Raw genomic sequence first — 23324 nt, 5'->3', positions numbered from 1 at the left:
GGGATGATTCTTCTGGCTCTCTCGCTGGCTACGGGGTGCAGCAGCACCAAAAGCGTACCACAGGGCGACTACCTCTACATTGGCGGAGACATCACGGTCAAGTCAGACAACCCAGACACAGACACCAAGCCCCTGGAAGGAGAGCTGGCAGACGCCATCCGGCCCCAGCCCAACACCTCTTTCCTGGGTCTTCGGCCTAAGCTCTGGATTTACAACGCCTTTGGCGGAAACAAGGAAACCAAGGGCATCACCAACTGGATCAAAACCCGCCTGGGAGAACCGCCCGTGCTGTTAAGCGAGGCAGACCCCACCAAGGTGCAGGGCCAGATGATCAACCGTCTGTACAACAAAGGTTATTTTAAGCCTGAGTTGGCGCACCAGGTAGACAGCACCAGCAAGCGCAAAATGGCCAGCGTTAACTACACAGCCACGGTGGGCAGGCAGTACCTGATTGAGAAGATTCAGTTCCCGCAGGGCACAGACAGCCTTTCTGTGGCCATCAGGAAAACCCAGCCAGAAAGCCTGCTGCAGCCCAACGGCCCGTATGACCTGCAGACCATGATAGCCGAACGCCTGCGCATAGACGGCATCATGAAAGAAGAAGGCTTTTTCTTTTTTGACGAAGACTATCTCATCTTTCACGTAGACAGCACGCTCAACAACAAGGTCAACATTTACGTGCGCGTGAAAGAGACGGCGCCAGAGAAAGCGCTCATTCCGTACCGCTACCAGTCTGTGTCTGTCTTCTCAGACTACTCTCTGGGTGACACCCTCCACTATGAAAAGCCGGTACAGTACCAGGACTACAAATACTACCCAGACGAAGAAACGTTCAAGGCCCGGGCCATCCTGAATGCAGTCTTCATCAAGAACGGCGAGAAATACAGCCGCAAAAAGCACCTCCAGACCATTAACCGCCTCATGGATCTGGGCACCTTCAAATTCACCGAGCTGCGCTTTGACCCGCAGGACTCTGTGGGCCGCGGCGGTCTGCTCAACGCGTCCATTCTCTTAACGCAGGCCAAAAAGAAATCACTGCGCGCCGAGGTTCTGACCGTACAAAAATCCAACGGCTTTGCCGGACCGGGCATTACCGTCAGCTTCAGGAACCGGAACGCCTTGCGCGGGGCCGAGTTGCTTCTGGTTAATCTGGTGGGCTCCTTTGAGTCGCAGGTGAGCGGCCAAACGTCCAGAACCGGCCTGTCTTCTTATGAGCTGGGCGCCGATGCCGAGATGCACGTTCCGCGCATCATCTCGCCTTTTGACATCAGAATCTCTTCCAGCATGTACCAGCCCAGAACCAGTTTCAAGGCAGGTTTCAGGTTCTTTGACCGGCGCGATTTCTTCAAGCAGAACTCCTTTAACTTTGAGTATGGCTACTCCTGGAAACAGTTTGCCACCACAGAATTTGTGGTAAACCCGGTGCAGGTGCAGTTTGCGCAATTGTCAGACACCAGCGCCGCCTTCGCCGAGATTCTGAGAACCCGCCCCTTTCTGGCCCGCTCCTTTGACCAGCAGTTCATTATTGGGGGTAATTACCGGTTGGTGTTCAACACCCAGGGCATTGCCAACCGTACGCACCAGTTTTACATCAGTCCGGGCATTGATTTGTCTGGCGGTTTGTGGGGCCTCATCTTCAGGGCCAAGAACAAGCGGCCGGCAGACCCTGAGTTCCCGAACACGCTGGCGGGCCAGGCCATCTCACAGTACGTGAAGACAGACCTGGAAACCCGCTACTATTTTAACATTACAGACAAGCTGGTGCTGGCCACGCGACTGCTGGGCGGCGTGGGCATCCCGTACGGCAACTCCAGCGTGCTGCCTTACATCAAACAATATGGCATTGGCGGGCCCAACAGCATACGGGCGTTTCCGGCGCGCAGCATTGGCCCGGGCGTGTATGACCCTACCCAGGACATTGACCCCGAAGACCCCAGCCGTACCTTCTCCTACTTTGACCAGACCGGCGACATCAGGCTGGAAGGCAACGCCGAGTTCAGGTTCCCGCTGCTGGACCCCTACCTGAAAGGCGCTTTGTTTGTAGATGCCGGCAACGTGTGGCTGTATGACCAAGACCCAGACCGCCCGGGCGGCGAGTTTGGCGGCAATTTCATGAGCCAGCTGGCGGTGGGCGCCGGTGCCGGCGTGCGCATAGACGTGCAGTTTTTTGTAGTGCGCTTTGATCTGGCCTACCCGCTGCGGGACCCCAACTACCGCACTACCACTCGTCCCAGCAACGGCGGCCTGTTTGGCACCGGTGTCCTGAACCTGGCCATTGGCTATCCATTCTAAAACTGCTGAGCCAACGTCGTTTTTGGCTTGTTTCCTGAAAAACAGCCCAAAAATGACAACTATCATCTGTAGTGATTCAATGGAATTGATTACATTTTGCCAGACTAAAACCTCCTCTGCATGAAAAAGAAAACCAAGATTCTCTGGGCTATTCTAGGTCTGCTTGTCCTTATCCAATTCATACGTATAGACAAAACCAACCCGCCCGCAGACCCGGCCAAGGATTTCATAGCGCTTAAGAACCCGCCGCAGGCTGTGGCAAACATGCTTAAGGCGTCTTGCTATGACTGCCATTCCAACAAGAGCATTTATCCCTGGTACACCAACGTGGCCCCGGTGTCCTGGTGGGTGAAACGGCACATCACCGAAGGCCGCCAGGAACTCAACTTTTCTGAGTGGGGAGACTATACGCCCAAGAAGGCCGCGCACAAATTAGACGAAAGCTATGAGATGGTGACGGAAGGCGAGATGCCCTTGTCTTCTTACACGCTCATGCATCCAGAGAGTAAGCTCACAGAGCCGCAGAAACAACAACTGCTGGCCTGGCTAAAGTCTCAGACTAAAAAGCCTAACTAACCTTATGGTCTGAGCCTGGCAATAAGGATTCCATTAAAACACATTATAACCAGCTACTTACACAAACCCAAGTTACAACATCTGGCACTGCGGGCAGAAGTACGTGGCCCGGCCGCCCACGTAGTCTTTCTCAATCTTGGTTTGGCAGTGCGGGCAGTGCAAGTGCGCGTCCTGGGCTCCGCCCGAAGGGCTTTCGTCCCACTCCCGCGCGTGAATGAGGTAATGCGCCGGGAAGTCGCGGTAAATGGCTTCGGCGCGAACGGCGGTTTCCAGAACTTCTCTAATGGAAGCGGCCAGCCGTTCAATCTCTTCTGGGGTAAGCGTATCGGCGCGGCGTTCTGGGTGGAGCTTGGCCTGGAACAGGACTTCATCTGCTATCCAATTGCCTACGCCGGGCGCAATGCGCTGGTCCAGGAGCAATGATTTGAGGACGCCTTTCTTCTGGCCTAAGCCCTGAGCGAGCTCTTCTGCCGTGATGGTTAAGGCGTCCGGGCCCAGCTTTTTCTGTTTCTGGAAGGCTTCTACGCTGGGTGTTAAGCCAATCCGGCCAAATTTCCTGGAATCTATGAACGCCAGCCTGAACCCATTCTGGAAATGAAAAACGGCTCGGGCAAACCGGGGAGTCTCGGCTTCATCTTTGTAATAGGCCACATCGCCGGTCATGCCAAAGTGCATGGTCACCACCCAGCCATGATCTGTGAAAAGAAACAGCTGCTTGCCAATGCGGTGAGTACCCGTGAAGGCGTGGCCCCGCAAAGCGCGTCTGAACTCGTCCACATCTCCTTGTAACTGGCGCTTGGGGTCTTGCACCTCCACCTCGGCAATGGGCTGGTGCAGGCTGGTCTCCTCAATAAATCTTCTATAGGTCTCTACTTCGGGTAGTTCTGGCATAGCGGTGAGGGTGTCGTTTTTGGCCTGTTTTCTGGAAAACAACCCAAAAACGGCTTTCTCTTGTTAACCCCTGAACACGGCAATTGGTTATGAGGGAACGGCAATTTTATAGAAAGCGCACGGGGTGAAATTCAGTAGAAATACGCACGCAAATTAAAGGCAAACTATGCCAGAATGCTCCTCTAATTTTGGTAGATTTGGTAAACCCTTAAGCTTAGCGAGTATGGAAACACCTACCCTTTCCCTTGAACAACTGCGTTTCCCGGTGGGACGCTGTGAATTACCGTCGGTTTACCAGACTACGCTCACCCAACAATCCATTGACGTGATTGCCGCCCTGCCCGCCCAGCTGCGCGCCGCGGTGGAAGGCCTCACCGAGGCCCAGTTAGACACGCCCTACCGCCCCGGCGGCTGGACCATACGCCAAGTGGTGCACCACCTGCCAGACAGCCACCTGAACAGCTACACCCGCTTCAGGCTGGCCTTAACCGAGGAGCGCCCCGTCATAAAACCCTATGATGAGAACGGCTGGGCCCAACTACCAGATGCCCAGACGGCCCCCATTGAAAGCTCTTTGCACCTCTTAGACGCCCTGCACCAGCGCTGGGTCCTACTGTTGCGTTCCATGACGTTCCCGCAGTGGCACCGCACCTTTGTGCACCCAGAAGGCGGCGAGATGTTCCTGTTCCAGACCGTGGGCATGTATGACTGGCACAGCCGGCACCATTTAGCGCACATCACCAGCTTGAAAGAACGACTGGGCTGGTAAGCCCTCCTTCCTGAAAGCCTTCGTTTTTAGCCTGTTTTCCAGAAAAGAAGCCAAAAACGAAGGCTTAAAAACTATCAACTCTCCTTAAATTAGATTATTTTTAGCCTGACCTTACGCTGGCTATGCATCTGCTCTCCCTCCTTTCTGTCTTTTCCCTGCTTTGGCAAACGCTTGCCTGGGCACCCGCTAAAAACACGACACCTGCTATTGCGCCTACGCCGTTTGTGGTGGCCCCGGCTTCTCAGGGAGAGGATGCGCGCGCACTGGAGTTTACAGAAAACAAGGGACAGTGGCCCAAGCAAGTCCGTTTTTCGGCGGCCGTGCCCGGTGGGCGGCTGTTTTTACAGGGCAATGCGTTTGTGTATGCCTTGCAGGAGCCGCTACCTGACACCCACGGCCAACCAACAACTTCTGACAACGCTCCCTTAAGCGATGCCTCCCCCCAGAGGAGAAAGGGGCACGCGTATACCGTCACCTTACAAGGAGCCACCGTGGGTCCCAACGTACAAGGCCAGGAACAGGCGCCCGGCGTGAGCAACTTCTATCTGGGCAACAACCCCGCCCGCTGGGGAAAAGGCGCTAGAAACTTCCGGAAGGTCACCTACCAAAACGTGTACACCGGCATTGACATGGCCTGGTATGAGAAAGACGGCCAACTGAAGTACGATTTCCTGCTTGCCCCCGGCGCTAAGTCCCAGAGCATACAAGTAAAATACGAAGGCGCCTCCCGGCTGTCTTTGCAGAACGGAAACCTGGTTATTGCCACCACTGTGGGCCAGGTAACCGAACATCAGCCGGTGGCTTATCAAATAACCAACAATCAGCGCATTCCGGTCTCCTGTCAGTACGTTCTGGAGGGCCAGACCCTGCGGTTCAGCTTCCCTGACGGCTATGACCAAAACCTGCCGCTGGTCATTGACCCGGTGGTGGAGTTCTCTACTTTCTCTGGCTCAACCGCCGACAACTGGGGCTACACCGCTACCTATGACAGTCAGGGCAACATGTATTCGGGGGGCATTGCTGATTTTGTGGGATATCCTACCTCGCCGGGCGCCTTTCAGGAGACTTACATGGGCGCCTGGGACATGGCCATCATCAAATACAAAACCTCTGTCTCTGGCCCTGCGGCCCGTTTGTACGCAACCTACCTGGGCGGCGGCGACACAGAATCTCCGCATAGTTTGGTGGTTAACGCACAGGATGAATTACTGGTACTGGGCACGTCCAGCTCTATTGACTTCCCAACTTCTGCCACCGCCTATGACCGTTCCTTTAACGGCGGCGTATCTACTTCACCGCTGGGCGGCGGCGGAAACCCTATTTACAGCAATGGCTCTGATTTGGTCATCACGCGCCTGAGCCAGAACGGAGAGAACCTGCTGGCCTCTACCTTTTTGGGAGGCAGCAACAATGACGGATTATTAGAGAGGTTTCAGACAGCGTCCCCTTCATTGGTGCGCAACTACGGAGACCAGTACCGCGGGGACATCATCACAGATGCGGCTGGCAACGTGTACATTGCCTCCAACACGGCGTCTGCGGATTTTCCCAAACCCAACGGCTTGAACTTTGCCTTTGCCGGCGGCACCAATGATGCGGTGGTGGTGAAACTTTCTCCTGATTTGAGCTCCCTGGTGTGGAGTAATTTATACGGAGGAACGGGTACAGACGCGGCCTATTCCATCCAGTTAGACAAGGCCCTGAACGTATACGTGGCCGGCGGAACCACTAGTTTGCTGGTGCCTGGGGCGGGCTTGGGCCTGCATCCTTCCACCCGGGGGGTACAGACGGGTTTGTGGCGAAGTTCAACGCCAATGGCAAAAGCCTGGCCGGGGCCACTTTCCTGGGCACCTCTGTGTATGACCAAACCTATTTCTTGCAGTTAGACCAGGCAGAGAACGTGTATGTGCTGGGCCAGACCATGGGCGAATATCCCACCACCGCTGGTACGTTCAAGACCACGGCGGGGCGGCAATTCATCCATAAGCTCAACAATGCGTTAAACGCCACCATCTTTTCTACCGTGTTTGGGGCGGGTAGACCTACCATTGACATTTCACCCACGGCGTTTCTGGTAGATGACTGCGAGCGCATTTATGTGGCCGGCTGGGGCGGGGGCAGTAACATAGGCTATGGCAACGGAAACACCATTGGCCTGCCCACCACGGCCAGAGCGGTGCAAACCACCACAGACGGCATGGACTTTTACCTGGCCCAGTTCAGCAATGACGCCAAAAAACTCCTGTACGGCACTTTTTACGGCGGTGACCAGACCCTTACCAGGGGCAGCGGCGAGCACGTAGACGGCGGCACCAGCCGATTTGACAAACGGGGCTTTGTGTACCAGTCTGTCTGCGGCGGTTGCGGCGGCAAGTCCAACTTCCCTATTCCACCGGGCGCCAACACGTACTCACCTACTAACCTGAGCTTTAACTGTAACAATGCGTCTTTCAAGTTCAACTTTGTGGAAGAGTTGGAAGCCAGCGCCGGCCAGGACACGGTGTTATGTTCCAACAGTCCTGCCATGCTGCTGACTGGATCTCCCTTGGGAGGAGTCTGGTCTGGGGCAGGCGTTTCTTCTGTGAACGGCATTTACATTTTCAGGCCCACAGAGGCGCTTATTGGCAAGGTCAACCTCACCTACACCATTACCGGCACCGGCACGTGCAGCGTCTCTGATGCGAAAGTGGTAACCGTCCAGAATCCTACGCCGCATACCATTTCCATGCCTGCCACAAAATTCTGCTCTAACAACCCAGTCGCTATTGCCATGACGGGTTCGCCGGCGGGGGGCACCTTCTCAGGCCGAGGCGTGGTGGGCAACACCTTCAACCCACAGGTGGCGGGCCTGGGCACCCACGTAATCACCTACAGCAGCAACGGGACTAACGGCTTTTGCGGAAGCATTACTCAAACCATAGAAGTCTTTCTTCCTACCCTGGATTTAGGTCCTGAGCTGGTCATCTGTCCTGGTTCCACCACGCCAGTGCAACTGACTACCAACTTAGCAGGCGGCGTCTGGACAGGACTGCATGTCACGCCAAACGGCGTTTTCACGCCTCCCGCTGGCTTGAAAGGGTCAGTTGTGCTTACCTACTCCATCACGGCTCCCTGCGCCGTCTCAGCCACCAGAAAAATTACGGTGGCGCCGCAGCCCAACATCAAGGCCTCTCTGGCCAACGCTTGTCAAAGTGATCCTGCCATTGCCGGGTATGCTCCGTTTAATGCGCTGTTTGCCAACACCACTTCTGGCGGCACCGGCTGGCTCTGGGATTTTGGGGATGGTGCGCAGTCCACGCTCAAAGAGCCGCGCCACCAGTACGCCCAGCCCGGCACCTACACGGTAAAATTGACCGTGATGTATGGCAACGGATGCCAGGAACAAGTAGAAGTAGGCAAACTAGTAGTAGTGGACAGCAAAGTGCCCAATATCTTCACGCCCAATGACGATGGCGTCAATGACACTTTTGTGCAACGCTTCAGCTGCCTGCCTACGTCCCTGACCATCTATAACCGGTGGGGCAGGCTGGTGTACCAGAACAGCAACTACCAACAAAACTGGAAAGGAGACGATCTCTCTGAGGGCACCTACTTCTATCTGCTCAAAGACACGGAAGGCAATACCGCCAAAGGCTGGGTAGAGATTGTGAGATAAGCGCCACAGACACTTTTCAGAAGGCGCAGGCGTTCTTATCTTTGACAAATAACTGACACATGCATGGCTAGACCTCCCAGAAAAAAGATAGGGATTCTTAATACTCCGCTTACCATCTCACGGCAGTTTCTGCCCGCTACCATCTTGGTGGTGGCCGGGCTAATCCTGCTGGGTCTGGATTACGGCACCAAAGGCGTGCAGAGCCCCAAAGACCTTACTCCCAAAGAAGGTACTCTCTCCAACTATTCTTTCAAGAAATCTACCGAGGGTGACCTGGATTACGGATTCTGGCTACAGGAACTCACCGAGCGCTTTGTATTGCCTAAAAACGAGGCTGCTCTTTTTGACACCGCTGCCTTTAAGGCCCAGGTGAAACCCGGCGACCGCCTGCGCGTGGAATACAACAAGCGGGAAGATCCTGTTAAAAACGAGGGCAACCGCCGCATCTACAGCCTCTCTGCCCCCAAGCTGAACAAGACTTTTCTTACCGCGGAAGACGCCCTTCGGCGGGACACGGGTGGGTGGCTCACCTGGCTCACCTATGCCCTGCTGGCTGCCGGTGTGGGTCTTTTCATCTGGCAGATATACAAGCAGAACCTACGGTCCTCCAGTACCTACTAAGAATTTCCGTTTTTGGCCTGTTTCTCAGAAAATAGGCCAAAAATGGAATTCATGACCAACCGCCGCAACGCCAAACGGTTCCTCCCCATGGACACCTTGTTACACCTCCTACCCTTTTCCACCTAAAACAGAAAGGTGAGTTTCTCGGCTTCATTTTTTTCCAAGAAAGCGTCCTTCCAGGTAAACTTCAGCGCAGCTTGCTCTATCTCCCTTGCAAGTCTTCTTGACTGAAGTTTGCTTACCTGATTTTCAGCTCATTGTTGATGAGGGTATATCAGAGAAGTCCATAGCTAGTCCTCCGTTGGAAAGGTGGTAGGTTTCTTTGCCAGCAAGTTCTCCTTGCGCCCTGTAATAAAACTTTTGCCTGACCAAACGGGTTATCATTGCAGGCAAACCATTGCTCCTTTCAAGATATGAGACACTTCCTCTTCCTTTTCATGATACTGTTGGGCTTTACGTCCTGCGCGCAGAGCCAGAACAAAAAGCAGACAACCAAACGCAGCCAATCCACGACCACTACCGCGCCGGTTCCTAAAGAGGGCTTGGCCGTGGCCACGTTTGCGGGTGGCTGCTTCTGGTGCACCGAAGAATCTGCTGAAAAACTCAAGGGCGTGCACGAGGTGGTTTCTGGCTATACCGGCGGTACCGTTAAAAACCCCACCTATGAGCAGGTGAGCAGTGGCATGACGGGCCACGCCGAGGCCGTCCAGATTCACTATGACCCCAAAGTGATCAGCTACCAAACCTTGCTGGAAGCCTTCTTCGCGGCCCATGACCCTACCACGCTCAACCGCCAGGGACCAGACGTGGGCACTCAATACCGGTCTGCCATCTTCTACAAAACCCCAGAGGAGAAAGCCCAGATTGACGCCTACATTGCCAAACTAAACAGCGCCCGCGCGTTTCAGGCGCCCATTGTCACGCAGGTAGAACCGTTAAAAGAATTCTACCCCGCCGAAGACTACCATCAGGATTTCTACAAGACCAATCCAGACAACCCGTATATGCAAAGCGTCTCCAAACCCAAGCTGGAGAAGTTCAAGAAGAAAATGGAAGGCAAACTTAAGGACGAGGAATAAAAGCAAGAAGGCCCTTCATCTGAAGGGCCTTCTTGCTTTGAAAGGGTTTGTGGTTGCCTAGCGGATCAGCTTGGCTTCTAATTTAGACAGCACCGCTACAAATTTTTCAGAGAGGGATTCTATCTCGTTCAAGCCGTTTTGGGCCTGCTCCATCTTGCCATTGTTGTAAAGACTGAACAGGGAGCGTGCCGTGGACTCCAGGTTTTGATACACTTGCTTTGCCTCAAACATCTCGGCTTCGCGCTGGTATTTGAGGCCCACAGTAGAAAACCAAACGGAAATGGGACCAGCACTGGAGAAAAACGCCTCGTCTATGGTGCCACCGTACAGCACAGAACGCACCTTTGACTTAAACAGAATGTGTTTAATTCTTAGTTGCTGAAAATCTATCTGCGCCTGATTCATGTATGGTACGCTACAAATGGGTGGGTTGGCAATGCCATCAAGGATTAGGGACGAGCCTTATACGTTTCCAGTTCTTTTCTCAGGCTCACCTTGTCGGTTACCTCGTAGCCAAACACAATAATACCCGCTACTTTTCCGGTTTCATACAGGGGCTGGTAAATGATGTTGAAGAAGGCATCTACCAGTTGTCCGTTGTTGTCCCGGTCCAGGGCCACTCCAATCTCTTCGGCCACGAACGGGATGCCGGTCTCAAAGACGTTGTCCAGGAGCTGGACAAAGCCTTGCTCTATCACCTCTGGCAGCGCTTCTTTAATGGTCTTGCCTTTTAATTCTCGTTTAGGAAAGAGGTTTTGGTAATGGAAGTTGACCAGGGTGAAGACGTGCTCAGGGCCTTTGAGCGTGGCAAACAACGCTGGCGCCTGCATGATGAGGTGCTCCATGGTAACGCGTTGGTCTTCGGCTTGCTGGTAGGCTAGCTGAAGCTGGTCAGAGAGGGTAGACAGTTGCTCATTGGCCTCCAGCATTTCCTGCACCATGATCTTGGTGTTATGAATGTCCATGACGCTGCCCACGCGCATGACCACCTCGCCGGTTTCCTCCCGCATGGGAATGCTCTTGAGCAGGTGCCACCGGTATTGGCCGTCCTTGCTCCTAATCCTGGCCTCCATCTGGTATTCCTCTTGGGCGGCAATGGCTTGCTGGCGGCGTTGGTTTAACGAGGGCAGGTCTTCTGGATGGATGGTGTCTAGCCATTGCATGCCCATGAGCTGGTCATACGTCAAGCCGGTATACTCCAGCCACCGCTGGTTCACATAGTTGCAGGAACCATCTGGGTCATTGGTATGAATGAGTTGCGGCACCGCGTCTGTCAGAAACTTGAACTTGCCTTCGCTCACTTTCATGGCTTTTCTGGCTTGCTCGCGCTCTGTCACGTCATGCGTGTTCTGGATCACGTACCGAACGTTCTGGTGCTCATCCAGCACGGGCGTGTGCGAGGCTTCCCAGTACCGGGTTTCATAGCCGCCGCCGTCTTCCTCAGACTTTTCCAGGTCATAGCGCAGCACGTCCAGGTAGTCTATCTTCTTGGTGGCAATTGCCCGCTCAATGGACAGGATCACCGGGTTTTCCTCAAAAGAAACGTCTGGGTTTTGGTAGACTTCCTTTAAGAATGTTTTCCCTAGAATGTCTTCCCGGGTTTTCATGGTGGTTTTCAGATACGTGTCTGTAGCGGCCAGAATCTTAAACTCAGGGGAGACAATGACTATGTTTTCTGGAACGTTGATAAAAAAATCGAAGAAATCCATAAGCAGTGGGCTATAAGAACGCGGGGCAAATTTAGTACAAATCCGGTGAGCATACGGCCAGATCATCCTTTTTGACGACGGCTACCGCAAAAAAATAAACAAGTGGTTCTAGGTTGAAGCAAATACCAGCCTAAAGGTTTAAAAATACTTTTGCCAAAGGGTGCTTGACAAGTCGTTTTTGGCCTGTTTTCTGGAAAACAAGCCAAAAACGACCGTGTGGCCACTGCCTTTTTCAAGACATGGCGCTTGTCAATTAATTAGGGCTTACCTATTTCTTGGCTCCTTTGGCAAAACAAAGGCGCGGCTGGCTGCGTTTCCAGTAACCGGCAAGAATGGCTAGCTTTGCCCCGTATCTCAGGAAAGAATATCCCCTTGAAAGCAACACAACTTTTAGAGTTATACCGCCAGGACCCCGTAGTGCAGACCGTGGCAGAACGCCTGTCTAGTGCAGAACCGTTGCATGTGCAGCTCAAGGGCTTGGTGGGCAGTCTGGATGCCGTGGTGGCGTCTGCGTTGCAAACCATGCAGGCCCGTACGCACCTCTTCGTGCTGCATGACCGCGAAGAAGCCGCCTATTTTTACAGTGATCTTTCCAGCCTGCTGGAAGACAACCAGGAAGTCCTGCTCTTCCCTAGTTCTTACAAGCGCGCCTACCAGTTTGACAACACAGAGAACGCCAACATTCTTTTACGGGCCGAAGTCCTCAACCGCCTCAATGACCGTGGCACCGCCGGCGCTCTGATTGTGACCTACCCCGAAGCCCTGACGGAGAAAGTCATCAACAAAAAATCTTTGGTGGCCAACACGCTGGGGGCCAAGGTGGGCGAAAAGCTGGATGTCAATTTCCTCACGGAGATTCTCAACAGCTATGACTTTGAGCGCACGGATTTTGTGTATGAAGCCGGCCAGTTTGCCGTGCGAGGCGGCATCATAGACGTCTATTCCTATGCCAATGAGCTGCCGTATAGATTGGAGTTGTTTGGCGATGAGATTGAATCCATCCGGACTTTTGACCCCAACACACAGCTGAGCGTAGAGCAGAAGAAGCAGATTAGCATCATCCCCAACGTGCAAACCAAGCTGCTGCAAGAAACCCGCGAATCGTTCCTGGACTTTATTCCAGAGGACAGCAAAATTTGGGTGAAGGACTACCGCCAGACCGTTGAGGTAGTGAACGAGTCCTTTGAGAAAGCCGAGCAGGCTTTCCAAGAGATGCTGGAGCACAGCGCGGGCGTACAGATTGTCTCTAAACCCGCCGACTTGTTTGAGAGCGGCAAGGCGTTCAAGAAAGGTCTGGAGAAATTCACCTTGGTAGAGTTTGGCAAGCGCTTCAATTTTAAGAACGCCGAGGTCATCCAGTTTCAAGCGCATCCGCAGCCGTCGTTTAACAAAGACTTCCAACGGTTGGCCGCCAACCTGCATGAAAACCAGAGCAACGGCTATGTGAACGTAATCGCCTCTGAGTCGCCGCGTCAGGCAGACCGGTTGCTCACCATCTTTGATGAGCTGGACCATGACGTACGGTTCCACCACCTCATGATTGCCCTCCGTGAAGGATTTGTAGACGACCAGGTAAAGCTTGTCGCCTACACAGATCACCAACTCTTTGAACGCTACTACAAGCATAAAACCAAGGAAGGCTATTCCAAATCCAAAGCCCTTACCCTCAAAGAACTCCGCACCCTCAAACCCGGCGACTATGTCACGCACATGGACTACGGCATAGGGCGTTTTGCGGGACTGGAGAAAGTAGAAGTGGGCGGCCGTTTGCAGGAAGCCATTAGATTAGTCTATAGAGATGATGATTTGCTGTATGTGAGTATTCACTCCTTGCACAAAATATCCAAATACACCGGCAAGGAAGGCACGCCGCCCAGCATGAGCAAGCTGGGCTCCCCTGAATGGGAGAACAAGAAAAAGAAAGTCAAGAGCAAGGTCAAAGACATTGCCGCCGAGCTCATCAGGTTATACGCCAAACGCAAGGCTGCGCCGGGTTACGCGTTCTCCAGAGACGGGTTCTTGCAGGCAGAACTGGAGTCTTCGTTCATTTATGAAGACACGCCAGACCAGGGCAAAGCCACCGAGGACGTCAAAAACGACATGGAACAACCGCACCCCATGGACAGACTGGTCTGCGGAGATGTGGGCTTCGGGAAAACGGAGATTGCCATACGCGCCGCCTTCAAAGCCGCCTGTGACGGCAAGCAGGTGGCCGTGTTGGTGCCTACCACCATTCTGGCCATGCAACATTACAAGACATTCCGGGACCGTCTGGAGGCGTTCCCTGTGAACGTAGAGTACATTAACCGCTTTAAGACCACCAAGCAGATCAAGGAAACCCTGGCCCGCGTGGCCGAGGGCAAAACCGAGATCCTGATTGGTACGCACAGACTAGCCAGCAAAGACGTCAAATTCAAGAACCTGGGCCTGTTGATCATTGATGAGGAACAGAAGTTTGGAGTGAAGACCAAAGACCGCCTCAAAGAGATAAAGGTGAATGTAGACACGCTCACGCTCACCGCCACGCCAATCCCAAGAACGCTGCACTTCTCTTTGATGGGCGCCCGTGACCTAAGTGTAATTGCCACGCCGCCACCTAACCGCCAGCCGGTTCAGACAGAATTGCATGTCTTTGAAGACACACTTATTAGAGATGCCGTTGCGGCAGAATTAAAACGCAAGGGACAAGTCTTCTTCGTGCACAACCGCATTGCAGACATTGAAGAGATGGCCAACCTCATTCTTAAGTTAGTGCCAGACGCCAAGGTGACCTACGCACACGGCCAGATGGACCCAGAGGAGCTAGAGAAACGCATGATGCGCTTCGTGGAGGGTGAGTATGACGTGCTGGTCTCTACCAACATCATTGAAAGCGGGCTGGACATCCCCAACGCCAACACCATCATCATCAACCGCGCGCACATGTTTGGTTTGAGCGACTTGCACCAGATGCGCGGGCGCGTGGGCCGTTCCAACAAGAAAGCGTATTGCTATTTATTAACGCCACCTGTGTCTGGCTTGCCGTCAGACGCGCGGAAGCGTTTGAGTACCTTAGAAGAGTTCTCAGACCTAGGCGAAGGCTTCAAAATTGCCATGCGCGATCTTGACATACGCGGGGCGGGGAACATGCTGGGCGGCGAGCAGAGCGGGTTCATCACAGACCTTGGGTTTGAGGCCTACCATCAGATTCTGGACGAGGCCGTGCAGGAACTGAAAGAGACCGAGTTTAAGGAGTTGTTCTTTAAGGACGTGGACCTGGACAAGCTGGTGGAACCGGTGCGCGAGTGCTCCATTGAAACAGATTTGGAGATTCTCATCCCAGATTACTACATCAGCAACATTTCTGAGCGCCTGCAGATGTACAGCAAGCTGGACAGCGTCAAGGATCTGGAGAGCCTGAATAAACTGGTAGAGGGAATGGTAGACCGCTTCGGGCCTATGCCAACGCAGGTGGAGCAGCTGGTGACCATTGTAAAAATGCGTTGGGAGGCTTGTCATCTTGGTTTTGAGAAGCTTACGCTCAAGAAAGAAACGCTCAAGGGCTACATCCCCAGCCAAAACAATGATCCTTTCTTCCAGTCTGAAACCTTTAGCCGCATTTTACAGTACGTGCAGCAACACGCGCGCCGTTCCAGACTCAAAGAAGCCAAAGACAAGCTGATTGTGATTGTAGAGAATGTCTCTACCTTAGAGTCAGCGCAGGCTATTTTTGAGGAACTGCAAGCGTAGAAAGTACCGTTTTTGGCCATTTTTCCGGAAAACTGGCCAAAAACGGTACTTTTAGATGGGTTGTCTAAACAAACAGCCCCGCCAGGGATTATGGCCTTGGTAGCACGTATTGATTTCTAGCCCATGACCGTTCTTTCTGCATCCAGCATTGCCCTTGACCTTGGGTCAATCTTCAGGGCCCTGCCGAGCTTGCACCTGATTCTCTCCCCAGACTTCATCATTCTGGAGGCCAGTGACACTTACCTCGCCAATACGTTCAAGACCAGGTCTATTTTGGGCGAATACGTGTTTGACGTGTTCCCAGACAATCCCCAGCAGCAAGACGCAGACGGCGTTCAAAACCTGAAGCTTTCCCTGGAATACGCCCTGCAGTACAAAGAGCCGCACAAAATGGAAGTGCAGCGGTATGACATTCTCCACGGCACTGACTTTGAGATAAAATACTGGCAAGCCCTAAATACGCCCGTTCTCAGCCCCACCGGCAATGTGCTGTACCTGGTGCACACGGTAGAAGACATTACCGCCAGGTACCTGCAGGAAAAAGAGCAGGACCTGGTAAAAGGCAGCATGAACGTGATCGTGGAGGCCTCTGGCGGCGTTTCCTGGGAGTATGACATCAAAAACGAAAGATTCTTCTGGGGCGAGAACTTTGAGCAAGTGTTTGGCCACTGCGCACCAGCAGACGGGGAACCGCCTTCTATTTGGGAGACCCGCGTGCACCCCCAGGACTATCCCCTTTTGCGGGCAAACATCCGGCAGGGCATTGAAAAAAGAGAAAAAGTCTGGAGGGGCAAATACCGCTTCTTAAAAGCCAACGGCCACTATACCCAGGTCATAGACCATGGCTACATCCTCTACAATGAAGAAGGAGAACCCTACCGCATGATGGGCACCCTCCTAGACGTAGAACAGCAGCAGGAAACCCAACGGCTGGCCAAGGAGAACCTGGAGCGCTTTGAACTCATGGCCAAGGCCACCAATGACGTCATCTGGGACTGGAACCTGCTAGATGACTCCATCTGGTGGAACGACGGCTTCAAAGTCACGTTTGGTTACCAAGACAAAGACATTGAGCATGACGTCCAGTCCTGGTACAGCCGCCTACACCCAGAAGACACGGCCCGCGTCATGGAGGGCATTCACAAGGTCATTGACTCTGACCAGGGCATCCACTGGCAGGACGAGTACCGGTTCAGAAAGGCAGACGGTTCTTACGCAGACATCTTTGACCGGGGCATCATAGCCCGTGACCCAACGGGCAAGCCTCACCGCATGATTGGGGCCATGATGGACCTCACGGAGAAGAACAAGTCCGCCGCAGATCTAAAAGCCAGTGAAGAGCATGTACGCGGCCTGTTGGAAGGCATTCCGGCCATTGCCTGGGTGGCCGGGGCAGACGGATACATCCATTACTACAACAAGGCCTGGTACACCTACACGGGCACTAGCACGGCAGAACAAGGCTGGGAGGCCATTGTGCACCCAGAAGACCTGGCCGCCACCCAGGCCGCCTGGCAAAAGGCTCTGGCCACGGGCAAAGAATATGTGAACGAGGCTCGTTTACGGCGGGCCGCAGACGGCCAGTACCGCTATTTCACCATGCGGGCTACTCCCCTGCGGGACCAGGCCGGTACTATTCAAACCTGGATTGGCGTAGACACAGACATACAGGAACAGAAAGACATTCAGCAGAAACTGCGCGAGCGCGATGAGTACGTTAAGCGCATGCTGTCCCAGTCGCCGGTGCAATTTGCGGTGCTCAAGGGAGCCAACTGGCTCATTGACTTCGCCACGCCCCAGTTCAAGCAACTGGTGGGCAGCCGGGACATTGTGGGCAAACCCTTCAAGTCTGCGTTATCTGAATTAAAGAGCCAGGGGTTCTTTGAGATCATCGAGAACGTGTACGCTACGGGTAGAACCTACGTGGGCAACGAGTCTCCCGCCTTTCTGGACAGAACCGGCAACGGGCAGTTAGAACTGGGCTACTTCAACTTTGTGTACCAGCCGCTCTTTGATGAACACCACGCCGTGGAAGGCATCATGATTTTGATAGTGGAGGTCACCGAGCAGGTGCTGGTACGCCAGGAGGCCGAGCAGCTGGCCCAAGACCTCAAGGTGTCACATGAGCGCACCCTGCACCTGCTGGAGGCCCTGCCGCACATGACCTTCACCACCCTGCCCACCGGCGATGTGGACTATTACAGCCCTAAATGGTATGACGGTTTTCTGGGCACGTCGTTTGAGAACCTCAAAGGCTGGGGCTGGCAGAACTACCTGCACCCAGATGACCTGGAGCGCACCATTACACAATGGAAGAAAGCCCTGGCAACCGGCCATGAGTTTGAGATTGAAAACCGCTGGCGGTCTAAGACAGACGGCCAGTACCGGTGGTTCTTAATAAGAGGCGTGCCTATTAGAGACGCTGGAGACACCATCATCCAGTGGGTGGGCACGCATACGTACATAGAAGACCAGAAGCGCATGTTGCTGGCGCTGGAGGAGAGCACCAAGAACTTCATGTTTTTGGCAGACAGCATGCCGCAGCTGGTCTGGACCACAGACCCAGCTGGCTACCATGACTACTTTAACCGCCAATGGATAGAGTACACAGGCTATGACGTAGAGGCCAGCAAAGGCGACACCATGTGGAACAACCTGGTGCACCCAGAAGACCAGGCCCGCGCCTCTGCCCGCTGGCAGCACTCTTTGAGAACCGGTGAGCCCTATGAGGTAGAGTATCGGTTCAAGCGCGCCAGAGACGGAGAATGGCGCTGGTTCCTGGGCCGGGCCCTCCCGCAGCTGAACGCAGACGGCCTCATTGTGAAATGGTTTGGCACCTGCACAGACATTGAAGACCAGAAACACAACGAGGCACTCATGGAGCAGACCAACCTGGAACTCATGAACATCAATGAAGACCTGGATAGCTTTGTGTACACGGCCAGCCATGACTTGAAACTGCCCATCATCAACATGGCCAGCATCTTTAAGGAACTCACCCATAGCGCCACCTTCCAGGACCCAGACGCCAACCTATTGATTGGCATGTTCAACAAGTCCCTCACGCAGATACAAGGCACCATTCATGACCTGGCAGAGATTGTGAAGGTGCAAAAGAACATAGACGCGCAGCAGGAAGAAGTGGTCCTGGATGACTTGGTGAACGAGGTGAAACTCAGCATTCAGGATCTGTTGCACAGAAACGACGCCCACATCACCACCCAGTTCGTGGCGGCACCTTCTCTCAACTTCTCACGGGTGAACCTCAAGAGCATCTTGTACAACCTGGTAAGCAATGCCGTAAAATACCGTTCTCCCCTGCGCACACCAGAGGTAACCATTTTTTCTGAGCGCGAGGGAGACTATCTGGTACTCACCGTCCAGGACAACGGCATGGGGCTGGACATGGAGCGGCACGGGGCCAAACTGTTCCAGATGTTCAAGCGGTTCCACAACCACGTTGACGGCTCTGGCCTGGGCCTTTACATCGTGAACCGCATCATGCAGAAGAACGGGGGCCGCATAGACGTGCAGAGCCAGTTGGGCCAGGGCACCACCTTCACCCTTTATTTTAAAGAAAGCCTGTAAGGTTTTTACGTATCTTTGATTCTATGAAACGGCTTAACCTCATATTGCTGGTGGATGATGATGAAACCACCAATTACCTGAACAAGCGCCTGCTGAACAATCTGGGCGTGGCAGAGCGCATTGAGGTGGCCACCAACGGAGAAGAAGCCCTTAAATTTCTGAAAACCAACCACGCCGCCGGCCATCCTGGTCCAGAGCTTATTCTCCTGGACATTAAGATGCCGGTCATGGACGGATTTGAGTTTCTAGAAGAATACACCCACCTGTCTGCAGAACTCAAGAACTGCATTCTGGTCATGATGCTCACCTCTTCAGCCAGCTTCTATGACCTGGAACGCCTGAAACAATACACCACCGTACAACGGCACATCTCCAAGCCCTTGCAAGAGCCCCACGTGCGCGAGATCATGGACACGTACTTTCCAGAAGTTTAATCCAGACAACACCCCAGCATAAAAGAGAAGGCTGCCCATACCATGGGCAGCCTTCTCTTTTATGCTGGGGTGGGCAACGCGTAGCCGCCGGGTTCTAATTGGTTTTACGGTAAAACAGTTCTTCCTGCGTCTCCAGTGGGAAGCTGAGAAGAGATGGACAACGGCGCAGTGTTACCTGCCGTCTGCGCATGGGCAAAGCCGGAGAGCATTAACATAAACAGTACAAAAAAGCTGATCAGAGGTAAAAATCTTTTCATGAAGCACTACCCTCGTTTTGGTTCTTCATGCTCATACTGGCTTGCGCTGGAAAGGTTGGGATGAAGCGTTTGTTTTTGGCTTATTTTTTAGAAAACAGCCTAAAAACGATGCAGAGTGCAACGCCTTCTTAACTCTCTGCAAAGGCTATCGTACATGTAGCAGGAGGTCCGCCTGCACTGGGCGGTGCCGCCTTATGTAAGACCAAACCAATACTACCATGCAAGACAATAAGTATAGAAACCCCCAAGACCAGGGCGGCGAACAGGACAACCAACGCCTGGGCCGTGACCTGTACCGCCGTGACCAGCAACAGCAGCACCACCAAAATACCGGACAGGGCCGCCACTGGGACCCTAGCAACAATTTCCACACCGGCCCCAGCCACCAAAGCAAAAGCCACTTTCCAGAAGACCAGTACGGCAAGAATTCCAACGCAGACCTGGGCGGCAGCATGAACAAGCACTACGGCACCCACCAGAACAGCCCGTACCGCAACCAGAACAGCCTCAACTACGGCGACGGCCGCGGCCAGGTCCAACACCAGCCTTCTTCTGGCAACCCGGCCTGGGGCAGCAGCCAGTCCAACAACCACTTCTCTGCCTACGGAGACGGGCGCGGCAACTACTCTGCGCAGCAAGACTCGTACGGCTACGGACAGGACCACGTCCGGTCTGAGAACATAGACCCGCGCCGCCGCCTGGACGACTCCAACGAGAACTACTACCGCGGCGGGTACATGGACTCCAGGGGCGTACGCACAGAGCCGCCTCTGCCAGAGCGCAACCCCTACAATGACTGGCCCGGCGGGCGCAGCCGCTACAAAGACGATGACTACCGTTACGGCAGCGGCAACCATGACTGGTACAGAGAGAACCGCTACACAGACAACGCCGGCCACCGCGTAGACCGTGACAAAGGCGATATTCTAAGCGACATGGGCGAAGGCCTACGGGATGCCTGGCATGACATCCGGGATGGAGCGCAAAACCTCTGGAACCGCACCACCCGCACCATGTACACCGGCGATCTGCACCCAGACCGTGATAGAGACCGCAACCATACCTATGAGTACCGCTCTTACCGTGATAGAGGCCGCGAGGAAGGACCGCGCTGGTCAGATGAGAGCGACCGCGGGCATGACCCCAACAGCGGCAACTACTCTTCCCGCCATTAATCATAAAAACGTAAGAAGATGAAACCACTCCTGATTGCCTTAACCCTTACCTCCATTGCGGTTTCCTGGCTTCTGTACCGGGCCTTCCCCATGGAGGACGAATCAGTGGATCATACGTTTTAGTGACGCACGTACCAGATAAGAAGCCGGGGCCTTAGGTTCCGGCTTCTTGCTTTTGGGAGGTTTGCCGTTTTTAGCCTATTTCCCAGAAAATAGCACAAAAACGCCCTTATGGTTGTTAGCCCCTTGATGTTGCAAGACCTCCTCACCCAAATACGCGCCTGCCAGTTGTGCGCCGCCCATTTGCCTCATGGCCCACGGCCGGTCCTTAGAGCTTCTACTACCGCCAGACTCATGATTGTGGGCCAGGCGCCCGGCACCAAAGTACACGCCTCGGGCATTCCTTGGGATGACCAGAGCGGCAAGCGCCTGCGCCAGTGGCTGGGCCTTACCCCAGAAGAATTCTATGACGAAGCCCACATTGCCATCGTGCCCACCGGGTTCTGCTTTCCGGGCACCGGCAAATCTGGTGACCTGCCGCCCCGCCCCGAGTGCTTTCAACACTGGCACCCCCAGTTGCTGCCGCAACTGCCCAACGTAGAACTCACACTCTTGATTGGCGCGCATGCCCAGAAGGCCTTCTTGCAGCATCGGGCCAAACCTACGCTTACCCAGACCGTGGAAGCCTGGCCAGAATACCTGCCCCAATACATGCCTTTGGCACATCCTTCGCCCAGAAACATTGCCTGGTTCAAGCGCCACCCGTGGTATGAGCAGGAGATGATTCCTACGCTGCAACAATTGGTGCAGACCGTGCTCAAGAGATAGTTTGCGGCATCGTTTTTTGCTTATTTTTGAGAAAACAGGCCAAAAACGCATGAGCGCTCTTTCTCTCCAAAGCAAGTTACCCCACGTAGGCACCACCATCTTCAGCACCATGACACAGCTGGCCCTGCAGCACAACGCCATTAATCTGGCGCAGGGGTTCCCAGACTTCGGCTGCCCGGAGGAGTTGCTGGAGCTGGTGACCCAGGCCATGCACCAGGGTCACAACCAATACGCGCCCAGCACGGGCCTTTTGGCGCTGCGGCAGAAGATCAGTGAGAAAACCCAATTGATGTATGGCCACCTGCCTCACCAAGACCATGAGGTAACCGTCACGTCTGGCGCCACCGAGGCCCTCTTTGCCGCCATTGCCGCCGTGGTACAGCCCGGCGACGAGGTGTTGGTGGTGGAGCCCTGCTATGACTCTTATGTACCGGCCATTGAACTGTGCGGCGGCGTGCCCGTCTACGCCTCCCTCACCTACCCAGACTTTTCCATAGACTGGCAGCAAATAGAAGACAAACTCACTCCCAAGACCCGGCTGTTGCTCTTGAATTCGCCGCACAACCCCACCGGAGCAGTCTGGCAGCAGCAAGATTTAGATGCCCTGCAACGGCTGGCAGAAAAGCACTCCTTTCTGATTCTGAGCGATGAAGTCTATGAACACATGGTCTTTGACGGGAAACCACATTTGAGCATTTTATCCGTGCCCGCCTTGGCAGAAAGAGCGTTTGTGATATCGTCCTTCGGGAAGACCTACCATACCACCGGCTGGAAAGTGGGCTACTGCATTGCCCCGCCCGCGCTCACCGCTGAGTTCAGGAAAGTGCACCAATACCTCACCTTCAGCACGGCTACGCCGTTCCAACACGGCTTGGCCGGTTTTCTGGACAACCAAAAACATTACCAGCAACTGCCCGCCTTCTACCAACAGAAGCGCGACCTGTTCGCCCAACTATTACAGCCCTCCAAGTTTGAGTTGATTCCCTGCGCCGGCACTTATTTCCAACTGGCGCGTTACACCGCTATTTCAGATTTACCAGATGTAGAGTTTGCCCAGTGGCTTACCAAAGAAGCAGGCGTGGCCACCATTCCCATCTCCGTTTTTTACCATGACCAGACAGACCACCGCGTGGTGCGCTTCTGCTTCGCGAAAAAGGAAGAAACGTTGAGAGCCGCCGCTGAGCGATTGTGCCGATTGTAATTCCTGAATCTGAGTCTTGAATCCTGAGTCACAATGGATTCCCGCGTCAGCGCATGAAGGCATTGCAACTTCTCCAGCTGCAACCCACCAGCCCTTGACCGAGGGAAAAGAGACTGGTCAACTTAAGTCTCTTTTCACGAGGGAGAAAGCAGTGGCCTATCCAACGGCATCGACGTAAGTTCACGATGAAACGAACAGCGCTTGCCAAGTGCATGTTAATGAACCACCGCCTGTCCGAGCGGTCAGCGAGTTCGGTGGTTCTTGATTCTTTTGGTTACTTTTCTCATCAAGGAGAAAAGTGACAAACGCCCGAACGGAGAGTTCAAAGTTGAAAGTTGAGAAGCAGGAGTTGGGTGTAATTGCCAATGGTACTGCAGCCTGAGTTGTCGGTGATAACACCAACAACGGCGCGAGGTATTGACCAGCTTATGTAAACACCCCTCTGCTGAGCTACGCTCGCTACCTCAAACTCTCGTTTGGTCAATCCTCAAGGGGAGAATCTGCATTGAATGACGATAGT

At 53.9% G+C, this 23324-nt stretch carries 17 protein-coding genes; 13 read left to right on the top strand and 4 right to left on the bottom strand.

Features of this window, described 5'->3' with window-relative positions; all coding sequences use genetic code 11:
• Positions 1-3 precede the first annotated feature (3 nt).
• Both tamL and GU926_RS14615 read left to right on the top strand, forming a co-directional pair.
• Positions 4-2292: a translocation and assembly module lipoprotein TamL gene (gene tamL, locus GU926_RS14620; RefSeq protein ID WP_160693167.1), complete on the top strand. Its 2289-nt coding sequence runs from the start codon at positions 4-6 to the stop codon at positions 2290-2292.
• Between the two features lie 120 nt (positions 2293-2412).
• Positions 2413-2868 carry a heme-binding domain-containing protein gene (locus tag GU926_RS14615; protein WP_160693165.1) on the top strand — a complete coding sequence of 152 codons (456 nt, stop codon included), beginning with the start codon at positions 2413-2415 and terminating at the stop codon, positions 2866-2868.
• A 72-nt stretch (positions 2869-2940) separates the two neighbouring features.
• Here GU926_RS14615 and mutM read toward each other — a convergent pair whose 3' ends face one another.
• Positions 2941-3801 carry a DNA-formamidopyrimidine glycosylase gene (mutM, locus tag GU926_RS14610; RefSeq protein WP_317165575.1) on the bottom strand — a complete coding sequence of 287 codons (861 nt, stop codon included), beginning with the start codon at positions 3799-3801 and terminating at the stop codon, positions 2941-2943.
• A gap of 181 nt (positions 3802-3982) precedes the next feature.
• On the opposite strand from mutM, the gene GU926_RS14605 reads away from it, so the two are divergent.
• The 5 genes from GU926_RS14605 (at position 3983) to msrA (ending at position 9883) form a co-directional block, all read left to right on the top strand.
• Positions 3983-4528 (top strand): YfiT family bacillithiol transferase, encoded by a 546-nt coding sequence (locus GU926_RS14605; RefSeq protein WP_160693163.1) that lies wholly within the window; start codon positions 3983-3985, stop codon positions 4526-4528.
• A 122-nt stretch (positions 4529-4650) separates the two neighbouring features.
• Positions 4651-6414 (top strand): DUF7948 domain-containing protein, encoded by a 1764-nt coding sequence (locus tag GU926_RS14600; RefSeq protein ID WP_160693161.1) that lies wholly within the window; start codon positions 4651-4653, stop codon positions 6412-6414.
• Positions 6324-8183: a T9SS type B sorting domain-containing protein gene (locus GU926_RS14595; protein ID WP_160693159.1), complete on the top strand. Its 1860-nt coding sequence runs from the start codon at positions 6324-6326 to the stop codon at positions 8181-8183. The genes GU926_RS14600 and GU926_RS14595 overlap by 91 nt, the downstream gene beginning before the upstream one ends.
• 63 nt (positions 8184-8246) lie before the next feature.
• Positions 8247-8804: a hypothetical protein gene (locus GU926_RS14590; protein ID WP_160693157.1), complete on the top strand. Its 558-nt coding sequence runs from the start codon at positions 8247-8249 to the stop codon at positions 8802-8804.
• Between the two features lie 413 nt (positions 8805-9217).
• Positions 9218-9883: a peptide-methionine (S)-S-oxide reductase MsrA gene (gene msrA, locus GU926_RS14585; protein WP_232058347.1), complete on the top strand. Its 666-nt coding sequence runs from the start codon at positions 9218-9220 to the stop codon at positions 9881-9883.
• A gap of 57 nt (positions 9884-9940) precedes the next feature.
• On the opposite strand, the gene GU926_RS14580 is transcribed toward msrA, so the two are convergent.
• Together GU926_RS14580 and GU926_RS14575 are read right to left on the bottom strand one after the other, a co-directional pair.
• Entirely contained in the window at positions 9941-10288 is a 348-nt protein-coding gene (locus GU926_RS14580) for a histidine kinase (protein WP_160693155.1), read from the bottom strand.
• A 44-nt stretch (positions 10289-10332) separates the two neighbouring features.
• On the bottom strand, positions 10333-11592 hold the full coding sequence (locus tag GU926_RS14575) for a PAS domain-containing protein (protein WP_160693153.1): 1260 nt from the start codon (positions 11590-11592) through the stop codon (positions 10333-10335).
• A gap of 372 nt (positions 11593-11964) precedes the next feature.
• Here GU926_RS14575 and mfd point away from each other — a divergent pair, with 372 nt between their 5' ends.
• From mfd to GU926_RS14560, 3 genes are all read left to right on the top strand, one after another.
• Positions 11965-15321 carry a transcription-repair coupling factor gene (mfd, locus tag GU926_RS14570; protein ID WP_160693151.1) on the top strand — a complete coding sequence of 1119 codons (3357 nt, stop codon included), beginning with the start codon at positions 11965-11967 and terminating at the stop codon, positions 15319-15321.
• A gap of 123 nt (positions 15322-15444) precedes the next feature.
• Positions 15445-18909 carry a PAS domain-containing protein gene (locus GU926_RS14565; protein WP_160693149.1) on the top strand — a complete coding sequence of 1155 codons (3465 nt, stop codon included), beginning with the start codon at positions 15445-15447 and terminating at the stop codon, positions 18907-18909.
• A gap of 23 nt (positions 18910-18932) precedes the next feature.
• On the top strand, positions 18933-19343 hold the full coding sequence (locus GU926_RS14560) for a response regulator (RefSeq protein WP_160693147.1): 411 nt from the start codon (positions 18933-18935) through the stop codon (positions 19341-19343).
• A gap of 104 nt (positions 19344-19447) precedes the next feature.
• On the opposite strand, the gene GU926_RS14555 is transcribed toward GU926_RS14560, so the two are convergent.
• Positions 19448-19600, bottom strand: coding sequence for a hypothetical protein (locus GU926_RS14555; protein ID WP_160693145.1), 153 nt, complete (start codon positions 19598-19600; stop codon positions 19448-19450).
• Between the two features lie 218 nt (positions 19601-19818).
• Here GU926_RS14555 and GU926_RS14550 point away from each other — a divergent pair, with 218 nt between their 5' ends.
• From GU926_RS14550 to GU926_RS14540, 3 genes are all read left to right on the top strand, one after another.
• Positions 19819-20775, top strand: a complete 957-nt coding sequence (locus GU926_RS14550) for a hypothetical protein (RefSeq protein ID WP_160693143.1) — start codon at positions 19819-19821, stop codon at positions 20773-20775.
• A 231-nt stretch (positions 20776-21006) separates the two neighbouring features.
• Positions 21007-21603: a uracil-DNA glycosylase family protein gene (locus GU926_RS14545; protein WP_232058346.1), complete on the top strand. Its 597-nt coding sequence runs from the start codon at positions 21007-21009 to the stop codon at positions 21601-21603.
• 49 nt (positions 21604-21652) lie between these two features.
• Positions 21653-22804, top strand: a complete 1152-nt coding sequence (locus GU926_RS14540; protein WP_160693141.1) for a pyridoxal phosphate-dependent aminotransferase — start codon at positions 21653-21655, stop codon at positions 22802-22804.
• Positions 22805-23324: the final 520 nt, after the last annotated feature.

Origin of the sequence: Nibribacter ruber, from assembly GCF_009913235.1 — a bacterium.
GTDB classification, from domain to species: domain Bacteria; phylum Bacteroidota; class Bacteroidia; order Cytophagales; family Hymenobacteraceae; genus Nibribacter; species Nibribacter ruber.
The sequence above is the reverse complement of the archived record's forward strand: the minus strand, read 5'-3'. Positions and strand labels throughout refer to the sequence as shown.